Annotated in this window: 14 protein-coding genes; 8 read left to right on the forward strand and 6 right to left on the reverse strand. The window is 30.8% G+C overall.

Translation table 11 applies throughout. The features are described from left to right. Positions 1-33 precede the first annotated feature (33 nt). Positions 34-2,064, reverse strand: a complete 2,031-nt coding sequence (locus G9F71_RS18320; protein ID WP_164949205.1) for an ATP-dependent helicase — start codon at positions 2,062-2,064, stop codon at positions 34-36. Between the two features lie 147 nt (positions 2,065-2,211). On the opposite strand from G9F71_RS18320, the gene G9F71_RS18325 reads away from it, so the two are divergent. Then, positions 2,212-3,690 carry a nicotinate phosphoribosyltransferase gene (locus G9F71_RS18325; RefSeq protein ID WP_164949206.1) on the forward strand — a complete coding sequence of 493 codons (1,479 nt, stop codon included), beginning with the start codon at positions 2,212-2,214 and terminating at the stop codon, positions 3,688-3,690. Between the two features lie 46 nt (positions 3,691-3,736). Next, positions 3,737-4,096: a hypothetical protein gene (locus G9F71_RS18330; protein WP_164949207.1), complete on the forward strand. Its 360-nt coding sequence runs from the start codon at positions 3,737-3,739 to the stop codon at positions 4,094-4,096. Positions 4,097-4,223: 127 nt separating this feature from the next. Here G9F71_RS18330 and ndk read toward each other — a convergent pair whose 3' ends face one another. The 3 genes from ndk to G9F71_RS18345 all read right to left on the reverse strand — a co-directional run bounded on the left by ndk (position 4,224) and on the right by G9F71_RS18345 (position 5,926). After that, entirely contained in the window at positions 4,224-4,697 is a 474-nt protein-coding gene (ndk, locus tag G9F71_RS18335; RefSeq protein ID WP_164949208.1) for a nucleoside-diphosphate kinase, read from the reverse strand. Positions 4,698-4,783: 86 nt separating this feature from the next. Beyond that, on the reverse strand, positions 4,784-4,972 hold the full coding sequence (locus G9F71_RS18340; protein WP_224626476.1) for a hypothetical protein: 189 nt from the start codon (positions 4,970-4,972) through the stop codon (positions 4,784-4,786). A 312-nt stretch (positions 4,973-5,284) separates the two neighbouring features. After that, on the reverse strand, positions 5,285-5,926 hold the full coding sequence (locus tag G9F71_RS18345) for a lactate utilization protein (RefSeq protein ID WP_164949209.1): 642 nt from the start codon (positions 5,924-5,926) through the stop codon (positions 5,285-5,287). 289 nt (positions 5,927-6,215) lie between these two features. Between G9F71_RS18345 and G9F71_RS18350 the strand changes: the two genes are divergently transcribed. Both G9F71_RS18350 and G9F71_RS18355 read left to right on the forward strand, forming a co-directional pair. Continuing rightward, positions 6,216-6,575 carry a winged helix-turn-helix transcriptional regulator gene (locus G9F71_RS18350; protein ID WP_164949210.1) on the forward strand — a complete coding sequence of 120 codons (360 nt, stop codon included), beginning with the start codon at positions 6,216-6,218 and terminating at the stop codon, positions 6,573-6,575. A 182-nt stretch (positions 6,576-6,757) separates the two neighbouring features. Next, complete coding sequence (locus G9F71_RS18355; protein ID WP_164949211.1) at positions 6,758-7,108, forward strand: hypothetical protein; 351 nt, start codon at positions 6,758-6,760, stop codon at positions 7,106-7,108. Positions 7,109-7,195: 87 nt separating this feature from the next. Here the strand turns inward: G9F71_RS18355 and G9F71_RS18360 are convergent, their stop codons facing one another. Continuing rightward, positions 7,196-7,810: an NUDIX hydrolase gene (locus tag G9F71_RS18360; RefSeq protein WP_164949212.1), complete on the reverse strand. Its 615-nt coding sequence runs from the start codon at positions 7,808-7,810 to the stop codon at positions 7,196-7,198. Between the two features lie 244 nt (positions 7,811-8,054). On the opposite strand from G9F71_RS18360, the gene G9F71_RS18365 reads away from it, so the two are divergent. From G9F71_RS18365 to G9F71_RS18375, 3 genes are all read left to right on the forward strand, one after another. After that, positions 8,055-9,305 (forward strand): MFS transporter, encoded by a 1,251-nt coding sequence (locus tag G9F71_RS18365; RefSeq protein ID WP_224626480.1) that lies wholly within the window; start codon positions 8,055-8,057, stop codon positions 9,303-9,305. Positions 9,306-9,705: 400 nt separating this feature from the next. Beyond that, complete coding sequence (locus tag G9F71_RS18370; protein ID WP_164949213.1) at positions 9,706-10,965, forward strand: D-alanyl-D-alanine carboxypeptidase family protein; 1,260 nt, start codon at positions 9,706-9,708, stop codon at positions 10,963-10,965. A gap of 3 nt (positions 10,966-10,968) precedes the next feature. Then, positions 10,969-11,256, forward strand: coding sequence for an ArsR/SmtB family transcription factor (locus G9F71_RS18375; protein WP_164949214.1), 288 nt, complete (start codon positions 10,969-10,971; stop codon positions 11,254-11,256). A gap of 125 nt (positions 11,257-11,381) precedes the next feature. Here the strand turns inward: G9F71_RS18375 and G9F71_RS18380 are convergent, their stop codons facing one another. Further along, positions 11,382-12,278, reverse strand: a complete 897-nt coding sequence (locus tag G9F71_RS18380) for a DMT family transporter (RefSeq protein ID WP_164949215.1) — start codon at positions 12,276-12,278, stop codon at positions 11,382-11,384. A gap of 357 nt (positions 12,279-12,635) precedes the next feature. On the opposite strand from G9F71_RS18380, the gene G9F71_RS18385 reads away from it, so the two are divergent. Next, positions 12,636-14,378 carry a phosphoenolpyruvate carboxykinase gene (locus G9F71_RS18385; RefSeq protein WP_164949216.1) on the forward strand — a complete coding sequence of 581 codons (1,743 nt, stop codon included), beginning with the start codon at positions 12,636-12,638 and terminating at the stop codon, positions 14,376-14,378. Positions 14,379-14,559 lie beyond the last annotated feature (181 nt).

Consider the following 14,559-nt stretch of genomic DNA (forward strand, 5'->3'; position numbering starts at 1 on the left):
CATAAATCATATAATTTAACCCCAAATTCTTTTCTACACTTTTGATATTAATGAGTTATTATACAATACCGACGCATCAAATTTTCTTGTAATTCCACCCTCAAATTTCAAATCTAAATCTTTACTTGTAATTGAAATTACTTTTCCCTTGCCAAAATTTTTATGTAGTATAATGTCCCCTTCTTGAAAAGGCAGCCCTGTAGGTAATCCCCCTATAATATTGCATTCCACAACAAATCGTGAGGTTTCCTTAGCTTTTCCTTTTACACTCTTACAAATGCATAACCAAACATTATCTATGGCCCTTGTAATTCCTACATAAAACAATCTTCTTTCTTCTTCTATGTTATTGTCCATACTATTTACATGTGGTATATTCTCCTCATTACAATTAATAAGATATACATTTTTAAATTCCATACCCTTCACGCCATGAATTGTACTAAGTATTACCGCATCCTCATTTGTATTTTTCTTTCCCTTACTAATTTCTTCTTTAACCTGGTCTACATGAGCTAGAAAAGCTATTATAGAGTTATACCCATCTATGGATTGCCTAAACTCTTCAATGACATCCTCCATCTCACCTAAATCTATCTTAAACTTAGTACAATACTCTCTAATATAGTCATGATAGCCTATACTTAAAACTATATTGTCTATAGCACTTCTTAGAGAAATTTTATTTAAAATGTGAATACTTTTTTTTAATTTATCTAGCATCTTCATTTGAAAGATTGGCACGCCGGAAATTTCCTTTACGGTTTCAAAACAGTCTTCTTTAACAATATTTCTTCTTAAATTGTCTAAATTTAATTTACTTACATACCTAAAAGGTTTATTAATTATTCTAAGGAAGCTCTCTTTATCGGATTTATCAATACTTAGTTTTAAGTATGCAATTATATCCTTACAAATGAAATGTTGAAAGAAATCATATTCCTTATCTAAGAGCATAAAAGGTATTCTTTTCTTTATAAAAACATCTATTAAACTTCTACACTCCACGTTTGTTCTGTACAATATGGCATTATCCTTATAATTTTTATCCAGTGTTTCATGGCGACTTTGAATAATGTTACTGATTTCCTCTGCCTGAGAGTTTTCATTTATATTATTAAGTACTGCAATACCACCATCTTGCTCTTTAAACGCTACTATGGTTTTTTCATTTCTCATGCTATTATTTTTTATAATATTCATAGATATTTCTACTATGTTCTTTGGGCATCTATAATTAGTAGAAAGAGGAACTTTGCCTCCCCCTTCAAAATGCTGTGAAAACTTCACCATGCATTCAGGATTCGAGCCTCTAAACCCATAAATACATTGATCCTCATCTCCTACTGCAAAAATAGAACTGTCTTCATTTAGTAGTCTTAGTATATCAACTTGCATAGAATCACAATCTTGAAATTCATCAACTAGAATATGCTTGAATAAGGTTCTATATCCCGTTAATATCTTGTAATTTTTTATAAATAAATCTCTACAGCCTATTTGAAGATCGTCAAAATCATATAAGTTTTTTTCTTTCCTATACTGTTCATAAATATTATAAGCTGCTATAAATATTCCCTTATCAATACTTGAATCAAAATCATCAATTATTCTTCCACTTGTTTTAAATACGGAAATATTGTTTATTACTTCCTTTACTTTTTCATCGCTTACTTCATCTAAATAGGACATCAGTACATTTTTTATTAGCTTATACACCTCTAGAGTATCAATTATGTTTATCTGTCCATAATAATTTTTAAGAATCTTATAAAACAAGCCATGAAATGTTCCAAAAAACGGAACTCTCTCTTTTCCATTGATAGCAATATATCTATTTTTCATATTAATAGCTGCAGCTCTTGTAAAAGTAATAACTATAATATTACTCGGGTTAATATTTTGCTCATTTATTAAATGAACAATTCTATTAACTATAACTACGGTTTTTCCAGATCCTGGTCCTGCAGTAACTAGTAAATTTCTATTATCTGAAAAAACTGCTGCTCTTTGCTGCTCACTTAGATTTGAATTTATTCTACTGTTAATCACTTTATTATTCATATTATGTTTGTTCTCCACCTTCATTCAATTGTCATATATTATGTTTATACCCAAAATACTATTGTATTAATCCTATTTAAACATTAAAATATAAATATGTTATAATTCCATTATATACTTTTATTAAATTTCAAAGGGGAAAAAATTATGAAACACTCAAAAGATTTTAATGTGCAGAATGAAAGAAATTTAACAATGCTCGTAGACTTTTATGAATTAACTATGGGAAATGGTTATCTTCATAATAATGTTCAAGATAAGATTGCTTACTTTGATATGTTTTTTAGACGAGTACCTGACGGTGGTGGCTATTGTATAATGGCAGGGGTACAACAATTAATTGAATATCTTTCAAATTTAAAATTTTCAGATGATGATATATCCTATTTAAAAAGCAAAAATATTTTTTCAGATGATTTTATGGATTATCTAAGGGATTTCAAATTTTCCTGTGATGTATGGGCAGTTCCGGAAGGTTATCCTGTTTTTCCTGGTGAACCCTTAGTTATAGTTAAAGGACCTGTTATGCAGGCTCAATTCGTTGAGACAATGATACTCCTCACAATAAATCATCAAACCTTAATAGCTACTAAAGCAAGTAGAATATGTAGAGCCGCAAAAGGCAGACCTGTTATGGAATTTGGTTCTAGACGTGCCCAAGGTTATGACGGTGCTATATATGGAGCTCGTGCTGCTGTTATTGGTGGTTGTGTTGGTACTGCCTGCACTATAGCTGAAGAAATGTTTGGTATTCCAGCCCTTGGTACTATGGCCCATAGTTGGGTACAACTTTTTGATAATGAATACGATTCCTTTAAAGCTTGGTCTGAAACTTACCCTGATAACTGCGTACTGCTTATAGATACTTACAATGTACTACTCTCTGGTGTTCCTAATGCCATAAAGGTATTTAATGAAGTACTTAAACCTATGGGAAAAAGACCTAAAGCAGTTCGAATTGATAGCGGTGATATTACCTATCTAACTAAAAAAGTTAGAATAATGTTAGATGAAGCTGGATATGAGGATGTAAAAATCACCATTTCCAATTCTCTTGATGAATATATTATAAGAGGGGTTTTGGAAAGCGGGGCACAAATTGATAGCTTTGGTGTAGGTGAAAGACTTATTACTGCAAGATCAGAACCAGTATTTGGCGGTGTTTATAAACTTGTTGCTGTGGAAAATGACGGAGAAATAATACCAAAAATTAAGATTAGTGAAAATGAAGAAAAAATCACCAATCCCGCTTTCAAAAAATTATATAGAATTTTCGATAAAACATCCCACAAGGCCATTGCAGATTTAATTACCTTACACAATGAGGAAATAGATGAAACTAAACCCCTTGAAATATTTAATTCTATATATACTTGGAAAAAGAAAAAAATTAAAAATTTCTATATAAAAGATCTTATGGTTAAAATTTTCGAAAATGGACAGCCGATTTATGAATCACCGTCTGTTATGGATATAAAAGCATTCTCTGCTAAAGAAGTTTCTAAATTATGGAGCGAAGTTTTAAGATTTGAAAATCCTCATGCCTATTATGTGGATCTTTCTTCGGATTTATGGAATCTTAAGCAAGGCTTATTAAATTATTATTCCGAAACCTTTGAGCAGTAATATGAATAAATTTATTATCTAGCCTAAAGGAATACAAGGAGGTATTATGGATCAAACTTTAAAAATCAAACTTTCCAAAGATGCTCATGACAAGCTTATAGAAATGCTTAAGCAAACGAATGAATATACCAGCGTAAGATTTATGTACGTAAGTGGTTGCTGTAAATCAGCAAAAGTTGACATTTACTTAGACAATTTTAAAACAGGAGACATAAAAAATAATATTGATGATTTACCCATATTATATGATGAAACTCTCTTGGATAGCATTATGGAACTCACAATAGCCTATAGTGATTCTAGATTTTGGGTTAAAACAGTTTCTACAAAAGATAGTAAGAGAAATTGTCCTAAGTCTAATAGTGCATCCTGTAGTGGTTGCTCTGGAAATTGTGGTTCACATTAGAGATGAAAAAATAACGTCCTCTGGGTTACCAGCGGACGTTATTTGATTGTCTAAATTTTGAACAATCAGTATTCTAATATTTTTTCAAATCAAATATAATATTCAATAGGTGAAATTAAATCATAAACTATACATTTATTAATGGACCATCAATTTTTCGCAGCAAATCCACAGTTTTTTTATAACTATCTTTACATGTAAGCTCAGAGAACCAGATGGCAATTTCACGTTCTGCACTTTCAGGGCTGTCGGAGGCATGAACTAAATTATGAGTTTTATCTAGTGTAAATTCCCCTCTTATGCTTGCTAGTTCTGCTTTTACAGGATCTTTATCTCCATTAATTTTACGTACCACATCAATAGCTTTTTCACCCTTCAAAATCATTGCACATAGTTTGCCTTCAGTAATATAATTTATTAATTCCTCAAAATATCCTCTTCCCTCATGTTCCCTATAATGCTCTTTAGCATCGTCCGTTGTGGCAGTAATCAATTTTAATGCCACAATTTCTAGTGATTTCTCTTCATAATGATTAAGAATTTTTCCAATTAGTCCACGTTTAACTCCATCAGGTTTAATTAAAACTAAGGTTCTTTCCATTTAAATTCACATCCCTGTTTTGTATTAACTATAAAATAAATTATATCCTAATTATTAGAAATAATACACATGCACCTGTAAGAATACTATGTATATTTTTCTTTATACAGCATTCTTAATGGAGAAGTTTTATCATCGTTATATAAATCATAGTCAGAAATATTTTTAATAGTGAAAGGTTTGAAATTTTTCAAATCAAGAAATGGGCATTTCCCACCATTATCTGCCCATTTATAGAATGCACACTCCTTAAAACAGTCTATCTCTTCTTCCATAGTTGTTAGAAAAGGACACTGTAACATCTTATCACCCCACTCCCATAATTTGTTACTCTAGTAACATTGTCACCGTGGTAACATTATAAGACATTTTAACAATAAATTGAAGTGTTTTTTGAAAAAATTCACAATAATCATACAATACTGAAATCTAGACCTAATTATTTATAACATCCTTTTATAAAAGTAGATTACTTTCCTTCTGAAATGTCGTTAAATCATAACCTGCGGTGCTGCAATATTAACGACTTCAGAAGGAAATTTAGACTCCCAATTATAAAACTAGATTACTTTCCTTCTGAAATGTCGTTAAAACCCGAAATCCTCACCAATTACAACTACTGTAATATCCGTTCTCATAGGCTTTCTTTTAATTACAGAGTAAATCCTACAGGCTCTAGTATCCGCTCTACAATCACTACAAACTCCAGTTTTAGTACAAGGATTAGGCATATTTAATCTTTTACAATTCATTGGTGCTGCAATTTGTTCCAGTCTTTCAAAAGCAGAAGCTTCATTTTTGCAAATTTTATTAACCCCCACTACAACAATGACTTTTTTAGGTCCAAAGCTCATTGCTGCCACTCTATTCCCTACTCCATCAATATTTACAAGTTCTCCCTCTAAAGTTACAGCATTAGAACTACATAAAAAAACATCTGAAAGTAGCTCCGCCCTCATAGTTTCCATTTTATCTTCTGATGATAAAGTTGGATCACCATGATCTAATACATGTCCTCCCAAAGATTTTACCTTTTCTTGTATCCCAAGTTTTTTTATAGTCATGGATCCTCCAAAACCTACTCGGTCTCCCTTATGTACATTTTTCATTATGAATTCTGAAGCTTCCTCACCACTTTTGCAATAAAGCGCTGAAAACCCATTTTTTTTAAGAACCTCCACTACTTTTAATCCTATGGACTCATTGTGCCAATTATAAATTTCTTTCATTTTTTTCCCTCTTTTCAAAATAATTTGTATTAATTATGTGTTTATTATACCTCGTGAACTTTGAAATTAGTAAAGCTTGTTCAAATTCATTTTACAAACACATTAGATGGAATTTATATTACTGAAATATTGCATATAAAATATATCAATGCTATAATTGTAAATAGTAGAGGTTTTTAAATCAAGTACTAACTTATAAGTGCCTTAGTATCCTAAAGCGCTTAGTATCTTAATGTACTTACTGTTCTAATAGCAGTTATCCTATCCAGCGTAAAATTAGGAGGTAATCATGGGAGATAAACCAATGAAAATAAATAATAAAGAATATAGTTGTGCCATAGAGTTAACACTGGATATTATAGGTGGAAAATGGAAGCCAATTATTCTTTGGAAATTAGCCAAAAATGACGTATTAAGATTCAGCGAATTAAAACGGTCAATGGGCATAATAACACAAAAAATGCTAACCCAACAGCTTAGAGAATTGGAAGCATACGAAATGGTTCATAGAAAAGTATATGCAGAAGTTCCTCCTAAAGTAGAATACTCTTTAACAAAACAAGGCAAAAGTGTAATGCCTATATTAGATGTTATGTGTAAATGGGGAACAGATTATTTTGAAAGCGTTGTCTCAGACAAGGAAGAATAATTTTTTATAAAAAAGAGTGGGTTTCCACTCTTTTTTTTGATTACTTAAATTATGCATGTTGGAAATATTATATATTAAGTATATGAAATAAACATATGTTTTAACTTTTAGGGCACATTAATTATATAAAATGCGATTTTATAATCATTTTAGCAATTATATTTCTAAAAGGAGTGGTTTTTTTGAATATAACAAATATTTCTTTAGCCTATATATTTTTTGGGATTTCTATAATAGCCTTTGTCTTTTTCTTATATTACAAATTTCTAGTAATTAATACAGGTGATAAAAGTAAAAGACGAGATAAAATTATTGGCTCCATGAAAGACCCTGACAATTGGAGACATAGAAATAATATTATGGCTTTTATCTCCCTTTTTTGGGCTTTTATCTCCCAAGCTGCTTTTATCTATCTAAAATTTTTCAATAAATCAGGATTAATTTCAATTATATATGTTTTTGTGTATTTAGCAGTTATTGTGTTAAGCGTTTCATTATTCCTTAAGAAGAATAAGCTTGTGGGGAGTAAATAGTTCCTTCTATTAAAAAGAGCTGTAACAAAATAGAAATTATTTTCTATTTTGTTACAGCTCTTTTTGTAAATTATCTACAGTGTTAATTTAAATATTGTTACTATTTTGCAAAACATCGACAAAGCTTTTAATGATCTGCGCTGTGAAACCCCATATTATATAGTCATTATACTCATAAAAATACTCATCCATATACCCTTTTCTAAAATTATAATCTTTCCCTCCATTTATTAAATGAAAAGGAAAACCTTCTTGATTTACAGGTCCTATTTCCATTTTATAAAGCAGTGGCTCATGTTCTAAAAAGAATTTTAATGGAACTTTAAATATGTGACTCACTTCATCAACGCTTGGGTTTATTTCTCCATATTTTAGTTCTCCTACAAACGCATACATTATATTTCCATAGGGGCTTATATAATAATCCATATCTCCTATAACTTCAATTTGATCTCTTTCTAAATTTAGTTCTTCCATGGTTTCTCTTATAGAAGTTTCCCTTGGATTTTCATCTTCTTCCACTTTCCCACCAGGCAAACATACATCTCCTGGCTGACTCCTTAATTTAAGAGCGCGCACTTCAAATATTACAGATAATTCGCCCAGTTCCTCTGTAAGTAATATCATAACTGCACTTTCCTTAAATTCCCCTATTGGCTTAGAATTTCTACCTTTAAATATTTGTTCTAGCTTATTTATCATGTTAATCACCACCAATTTATATTCAAATTAATAATATCACACAAGTCTATTAAAAACATTTGTTTTGTTAAAAATATGATTACAAGCTAATAAATTAGTGTACTATAATGATGGGTTCAAGCATTGTGAACATTTTTTAATATTTACATAACATTAAAAAAATGTTAAAATTTACACAACATCAAATTATAACGTATTGCAACTGTTGCATATACTTTTGTTTTTTACAGAGGGGGACTAAAAATTGAAAAGAATATCCGCATTGTTCGATCCCTATAGAGGGCTACCAAAAGAGATATATGTGCTTTTTATTTCAAAAATTATAAATGCTATGGGATGCTTTGTCATGCCATTACTCACCCTTATTCTCACAGAGAAAATTGGCCTATCTATGAGTGTGTCAGGAGCTTACATTAGTATAGCAGGATTAATATCTATGCCCGCAGCTATACTTGGTGGTAAATTAACTGATATTATTGGAAGGAAAAAGGTTATTATTATATTTGATTTTTTATCTGCCATGTTATATATTGTTTGTGGATTTATGAATCCATCTATAAATATGATTTACGTGTTGATGCTTGCAGCTATGAGTATGTTTGTAGCTGGTCCGGCTCACGATGCTCTTATTGCAGATTTAACTACACCTGAAAATAGGGATGGTGCTTATGCATTATCCTATATGGGGTGGAATATTGGATTCGCCATAGGCCCCATTATTGGTGGCCTTCTCTATGAAAATTATTTACCGCTTGTATTTATAGGGGATGCGGTAACAGCACTTATATCCCTTAGTTTAATATTTATTTTCATTAAAGAAACTATACATCTTACAAAACAGGAGATTACAGTGGAAAATAGGCATTTAGAATCTAGGGAAGAAGGCTCAATAATATCAGTACTATTAAAGAGACCAATACTCATATATTTTGCATTATGTACTTTAGGGTACAATTTTGTTTATTCCCAGTGGTCTTTTATGATGCCAATACATTCAGCGCAAAATTTTCTAAACCTAGGAGCCAAATACTATGGTTTAATGGCTGGCTTTAATGGATTAATAGTTATGCTTTTTACTCCACTTATAACTAAACTGTCACAAAACACGAAACACATTAGAAAAATGATCTATGGAGGCCTTTTATATGCATTTGGCTTTGGGATGCTAGGCATATTAAATACACTACCTTTCTTCTTTGTATCTGTCTTCATATTTACTTTGGGAGAAATTATTTTGTCAATAAGTGTTACACCATTTATTGCAAATCATACACCTATGTCACATAGAGGTAGAATGAATGCCGTTCTTCCCATAATCTTTGGACTAGGCTATACTTTAGGACCCATAACTATGGGCAAAGCCTTAGGATATATTAGCATAGAATCAGCATGGCTGGTTTTAGGTCTGGTAGCATTTATATCAACAATATTTATGTGTATGCTTGAGAAATATGACGAAAACCAAAAGAAAAAAAATTTTACCGTAATCGACTAAACGTAAAATTTCATGTTCTTTTAAAATTAATAGCGGTTTTTCTTAGATTATGCTAACAAAAGTATATATTGCGTAGAATACATCGAGCAAGCCTTAGCAATTCTTAACTAAATTTAGTGAAAAATACGTTAAGAAAAGTTCATGTTTGAGCGCTAGCGAGTTTGAACTTTTTAGTATCTTTCACTAAATTTTGTTTAGAATTACTTGGCGAAGCGATTGCATTCCTAGCAATATATACTTTTCGTTATAGCATAATATAAGAAAAACCTCTTAGTTTAAAATAATACTATACCTAAGTCGTTAAACAATGTACCTTGTTCTTAATAACCTAAAATGATATACTTATTCTGTATTTATCAGTAGATAAATATAAAATTCAATATAAATGGAGAGATGAAAATTGAAAAGAAGAAATCGACTTTTATTATTTGCACTAGTATTTACACTAGCCTTTTCTACAACTGCCTTTGCTGCCGTTAAACCTCTTGAATTAATTGGTAAAGCTGCTATTTCTGTAGATATAGATACTAATGAGATTATTTACACCAAAAACATTGATAATAAGATGTATCCAGCAAGCATTACAAAGCTTATTACAGCCTTGATACTTGCTGAAAATAAGAAATCAACTGATAATTTGACCTATACAAAAACTGCAAAGGAGCAGCCACCTTTCTCTTATAACCTAAATGTTCATCCTGTAGCAATAGGTGATACTATGTCAGCTGATAACGTAATGGATGGACTGCTTCTTTATTCTGGAAATGATATTGCATATATGATTGCAGATAACCTTGGTGGAAATTCAGCGGGTTTTGCTAAAATGATGAATGCCAAAGCGACTGCACTAGGGATGAAAGGCTCTCATTTTATCACTCCAAATGGTTTAGATGATATAAATGATCAACATTTTACAACCCCTTATGACTTAACTATTTTAGGTAGAGCTGCTTATAAAAATGAATGGGTAAAAAAATCCATGGCTAAAAAAACAAGCTCAATAAAATCTGCTAAAGGGCCTTCCGCTATTGTTGCAAATAGAAACAAACTTCTTGGAGTAGATGGTAACATAGGTGGTAAAACCGGCTATACGCTAAAGGCTGGAAGATGCTTAATTTCTATATATGAACGGAATGGTCGCCATATCTTAGGCGTTGTTATGAATTCGGAGAATGATGCAAAAGATACAAAAGTCTTTGAGGATATGCAAAACCTAATCGACTTTAGTTATGCCGCTAAAAAAGAAGTACTACATCAAAAAAACACTGCTGTAAAAACAATTTCTGTGCACTATAAGGTTATTCCATTCATAGGACCAGAAAGAACAGTTAATATTCCATTAGAGTCAAAGGAAGATGTGACTTTTTATAATAATGATGTGAAACCACAAACTATTGTTAAAGCTGAAAGCCTAAATGCATGGAAGCTTAATAAAGAGACTTCTGTTGGAACTTTAGAATTTAAACAAAGAGATGCTCAAAAGAGCTATAAATTATATCCAACGATTTCAAAATCTACCCTTATTAAAGACAATATAATAATCTACACTATAGTTACCATTCTATTAGTTGTAGTTTTAGGTTTAATTGTGCTATTAATTTCCTCTATCGGCAAGCGTAAAAATCGTCATGGTAGAAGAATGGATTTTAAAAGGAGATAAGCAATGAATAAGGATTTCCAAGAATATACAGAGATTGCAGAATTACTAAAGGCTCTTGCTCATCCTGTAAGAATCTGTATTATAAGAGGGCTTATGAAAAAAGGTAGCTGCAATGTTAGCTATATGCAGGATTGCCTAAACCTTCCTCAATCCACCATTTCTCAACACCTTCAAAAGCTAAGATCTTTAGGAATTATCCAAGGTGAAAGAAATGGCTTGCAAATTAATTATAAAATTTGTAATGAAACCATTGTAGACATAGTAAATGTAATGTTTCCTGATGAAGATTAATTTAAATTTATAAAAAGCAGGTAGTACTATAATTTGTACTACCTGCTTTTTCTCATAGTATGCTATAACTAAAAGTATATATTGCTACAAATGCGTTCTATGAGAAAAAAATCACATTATAAATTTCATACTTTCTTAAGTTTTTTAAAGTTAAACTTACCATCAAAGCTCACTATAGTCACTCCCATTATTATTACAATGCACCCTATTACCTGCCAAATTGTAACGACTTCATTTAAGATTACTGCCGCAGCAATTAGACTCATAACAGGCTGTAAGTTTATATAGGTAGTAATGATTGTTGCTCCAAGTTGTTTTAGGCAATATATATATGCTATATATCCAATGCAAGAGCAGAAAATTGATAAAAACACTATATTTAATACGACCGTAGTAGAAGGCATTTTTACAGTACTAAAAAATAGTGAGGGGCTTAAGAATAATGACCCCCACATGATTTGATAGGTAGTTATAGTTATACTTCTATAATTCCCTTTAAAATTACTACAAACCCTATTGTAAATTAGCCAAGAAAATACTGCTCCCAGAGCCAGGATATCTCCTATGCTACCTTTTGAAAATAAGCTTACCCTTTCCTTAGATGCAATTATAATAATAATTCCAACTAAGCTTAATGTAGCACCAAAGATTTTTCCATAGCTCATTTTTTCTTTATAAAATATTCTTTGGGAAAACAGAGTAAATACTGGTATAGTTGCAATTAAAATTGCCACATTTGATGCAGAGGTATTTGCAACAGCATAGTTTTCAAATATAAAATATATTGCTATTCCAAAGAGCCCACCCAATGCTACTTTAAACTTGTCCTCTTTTAGAATTTTCTCTTGAGGGTATTTTACTTTTAATATTATAAATAAAATTACTGCGGCGAGCATAAATCTATAAAATGCTGATAAAGTAGGACTTACCTCTTCCACTATAACCTTTATACTTAAATAAGATAAGCTCCACATAACCATTAAAATAATTGCCATTAAATGAGGTGTTTTTTTATTTTTCACTATGTCACGCCCTTTACTTTGACTTGTTATTTGTTTTTATACGCCCAAAATTATTATATCTTAGAATTTCCAAAAATTATAGTATAATTTTATTTGAAATTCTCATTTGATCTAATATATTCTTATGATAAGACACATATAAATAACAATTCGCTTTTCCATCATACTCCATATATTGATAGTATCAATATTAATATTAATATGGTAAATTATAATTTTGCAACTTTACCATTGTCAATAATTCATTTTTAGAGTATTATAGTATAGAAATGAATTATTTTAAGTTATTTATGATAATATTAAACCCAACAAAATTCATTTCACTAATTATATGTACTAACCTATGGAGGTGCCAATTTGAAAAAAGAATTTTCGCTAAGTAACGATAATGTAATGATAAATTTCACTGCAAAATACTGTAATAGCCCTGAAAAATTATTAGAAAGTAATGGCTTTAAAAGAGTTTTTAACGCTTATCTCAAAAAAATAAAGAAGAAAAATTCAAATATCTATAAATATTTAATCCAAAATGCCCATACAGAAAATGAGGATTTAGATGTTTTCATGATACATTTGTTTAAACTTCTGTCTATATTAAATGTAAATGAAATTATTAATTTAAATACTAAATATAGTTCTCTTATAAATAACAAAGATTCCTTCATTGATTTTATAGAAGATTTTTATGGTTTTTGGAGAAAGCTTGAAAGATATACTGTAATTCAAAACAATAAAATTAATGATGGTTTAGAAAAAACAAGTTTTATTGAAGCTAACAATGATTTTTCCATGCTTATACTTAATTTGTATAGAAAAATTGAAGAGAATGTAGTTGGCCATAAACCTACGGTTTACAGACAACTGCCTGCTGGTGGTAATGCTGGTCTTATTGTTAATAATGCAAATTGGCCTCTGCCTTCTGGATATGAAAAATTAAAAGACGTTCCCTTTATTGAATCAATAATGCTGGATTTACCTTATATAAGCTACCCTAAAAGAAACACTCGAGATGGTATTTTTAATGAATGTTTTGAAAATCCATTAGAGCATTGTACCCTAAGCACTGACCATTGGTTTTGTTACCCTGCAAAAGTAGGAACACTTCTTGCATTCATCTATGTTCACAGAGATTTTATGGCTCATGCAATAACTCTATGTAACCTATTTGAAATGGCGAGAGAGAAAGAATACAGAGGCATTAAACCAGATATAGTTTTTGTTTTTGGAGCTAAGGATTCTTCTCCTAAAGTCAAAACCGTATTTTATGATGATAGTGAAAATGATATTATGCTTGGATATATAAGTTATGGTGAAGAAATTGATTACTTCGGATATGTAAAAAAAATGGCCTTAACTCTGCATAACCTAATAATGATTAAAAGAGGTCATTTACCAATTCATGGCGCCATGGTTAATGTTGTTATGAATAATGGTAAAAGCGCAAATGTTGTTATTATGGGTGATAGTGGTGCAGGTAAGTCTGAATGCTTAGAAGCCTTTAGAAGTTTAAGTGGAGATTACATCAGTGACATGACCATAGTCTTTGATGACATGGGTGTTGTAACTATGAATGAAGGTGGAAAGCCATTAGGCTTTGGAACAGAGATTGGTGCTTTCGTAAGACTAGATGATTTAGATGCTGGTTATGCTTTTAAAGAAATTGACAGAAGTATATTTATGAATCCTGATAAAATTAATGCAAGACTTGTTATGCCAGTAGCAAGCTATAAAGATATTATTAAGGGATACCCTATAGACTTATTCCTCTACGCAAACAATTATGAAGAGGTAAAAGAAGGAAATGAAGAAATTACCTTCTTTACAAATCCAATGGATGCAATTGATGTTTGTAAAAAAGGAGCAAGGATGGCAAAGGGCACAACTACAGAACTCGGCCTTGTAACCTCTTATTTTGCAAATCCTTTTGGACCTGTTCAAAAACAAGAACTAGTAGATGTTCTTATAGAGAAGTATTTTGAGGAGTTTTTCAAAACAGGAGTAAAAGTTGGACAAATTAGAACTTCCTTAGGTATAAAAGGTCAGGAAAAAGATGGCCCTAAAAAAGCAGCTAAAAAATTATTTGAATTAATTATAAAATAAAAAAACAAAAAAAGTATATATTACTACAACTTCTGTTCGCTGCGCTAAGTAATCCTAAACTGATTTTAATTACTAGAGCTTGCTCAAATGAAGTTTACGTAATATATACTTTCTTTACCGTGTAAAGAACAAATTCTCCCTACGGTCGAGTATAAATGTTATCCACAGCCACTTCCGCAAA

It is taken from the genome of Clostridium sp. FP2, assembly GCF_011065955.2.
Taxonomy (GTDB): Bacteria; Bacillota; Clostridia; order Clostridiales; family Clostridiaceae; genus Clostridium_AD; species Clostridium_AD tagluense.

Excerpts from the sequence above, each read along its gene's own strand:
- G9F71_RS18320 (WP_164949205.1), bottom strand. The coding sequence starts at position 2,064 with ATGAATAATAAAGTGATTAACAGTAGAATAAATTCAAATCTAAGTGAG.
- G9F71_RS18325 (WP_164949206.1), top strand. The coding sequence starts at position 2,212 with ATGAAACACTCAAAAGATTTTAATGTGCAGAATGAAAGAAATTTAACA.
- G9F71_RS18330 (WP_164949207.1), top strand. The coding sequence starts at position 3,737 with ATGGATCAAACTTTAAAAATCAAACTTTCCAAAGATGCTCATGACAAG.
- ndk (WP_164949208.1), bottom strand. The coding sequence starts at position 4,697 with ATGGAAAGAACCTTAGTTTTAATTAAACCTGATGGAGTTAAACGTGGA.
- G9F71_RS18340 (WP_224626476.1), bottom strand. The coding sequence starts at position 4,972 with ATGGAAGAAGAGATAGACTGTTTTAAGGAGTGTGCATTCTATAAATGG.
- G9F71_RS18345 (WP_164949209.1), bottom strand. The coding sequence starts at position 5,926 with ATGAAAGAAATTTATAATTGGCACAATGAGTCCATAGGATTAAAAGTA.
- G9F71_RS18350 (WP_164949210.1), top strand. The coding sequence starts at position 6,216 with ATGGGAGATAAACCAATGAAAATAAATAATAAAGAATATAGTTGTGCC.
- G9F71_RS18360 (WP_164949212.1), bottom strand. The coding sequence starts at position 7,810 with ATGATAAATAAGCTAGAACAAATATTTAAAGGTAGAAATTCTAAGCCA.
- G9F71_RS18375 (WP_164949214.1), top strand. The coding sequence starts at position 10,969 with ATGAATAAGGATTTCCAAGAATATACAGAGATTGCAGAATTACTAAAG.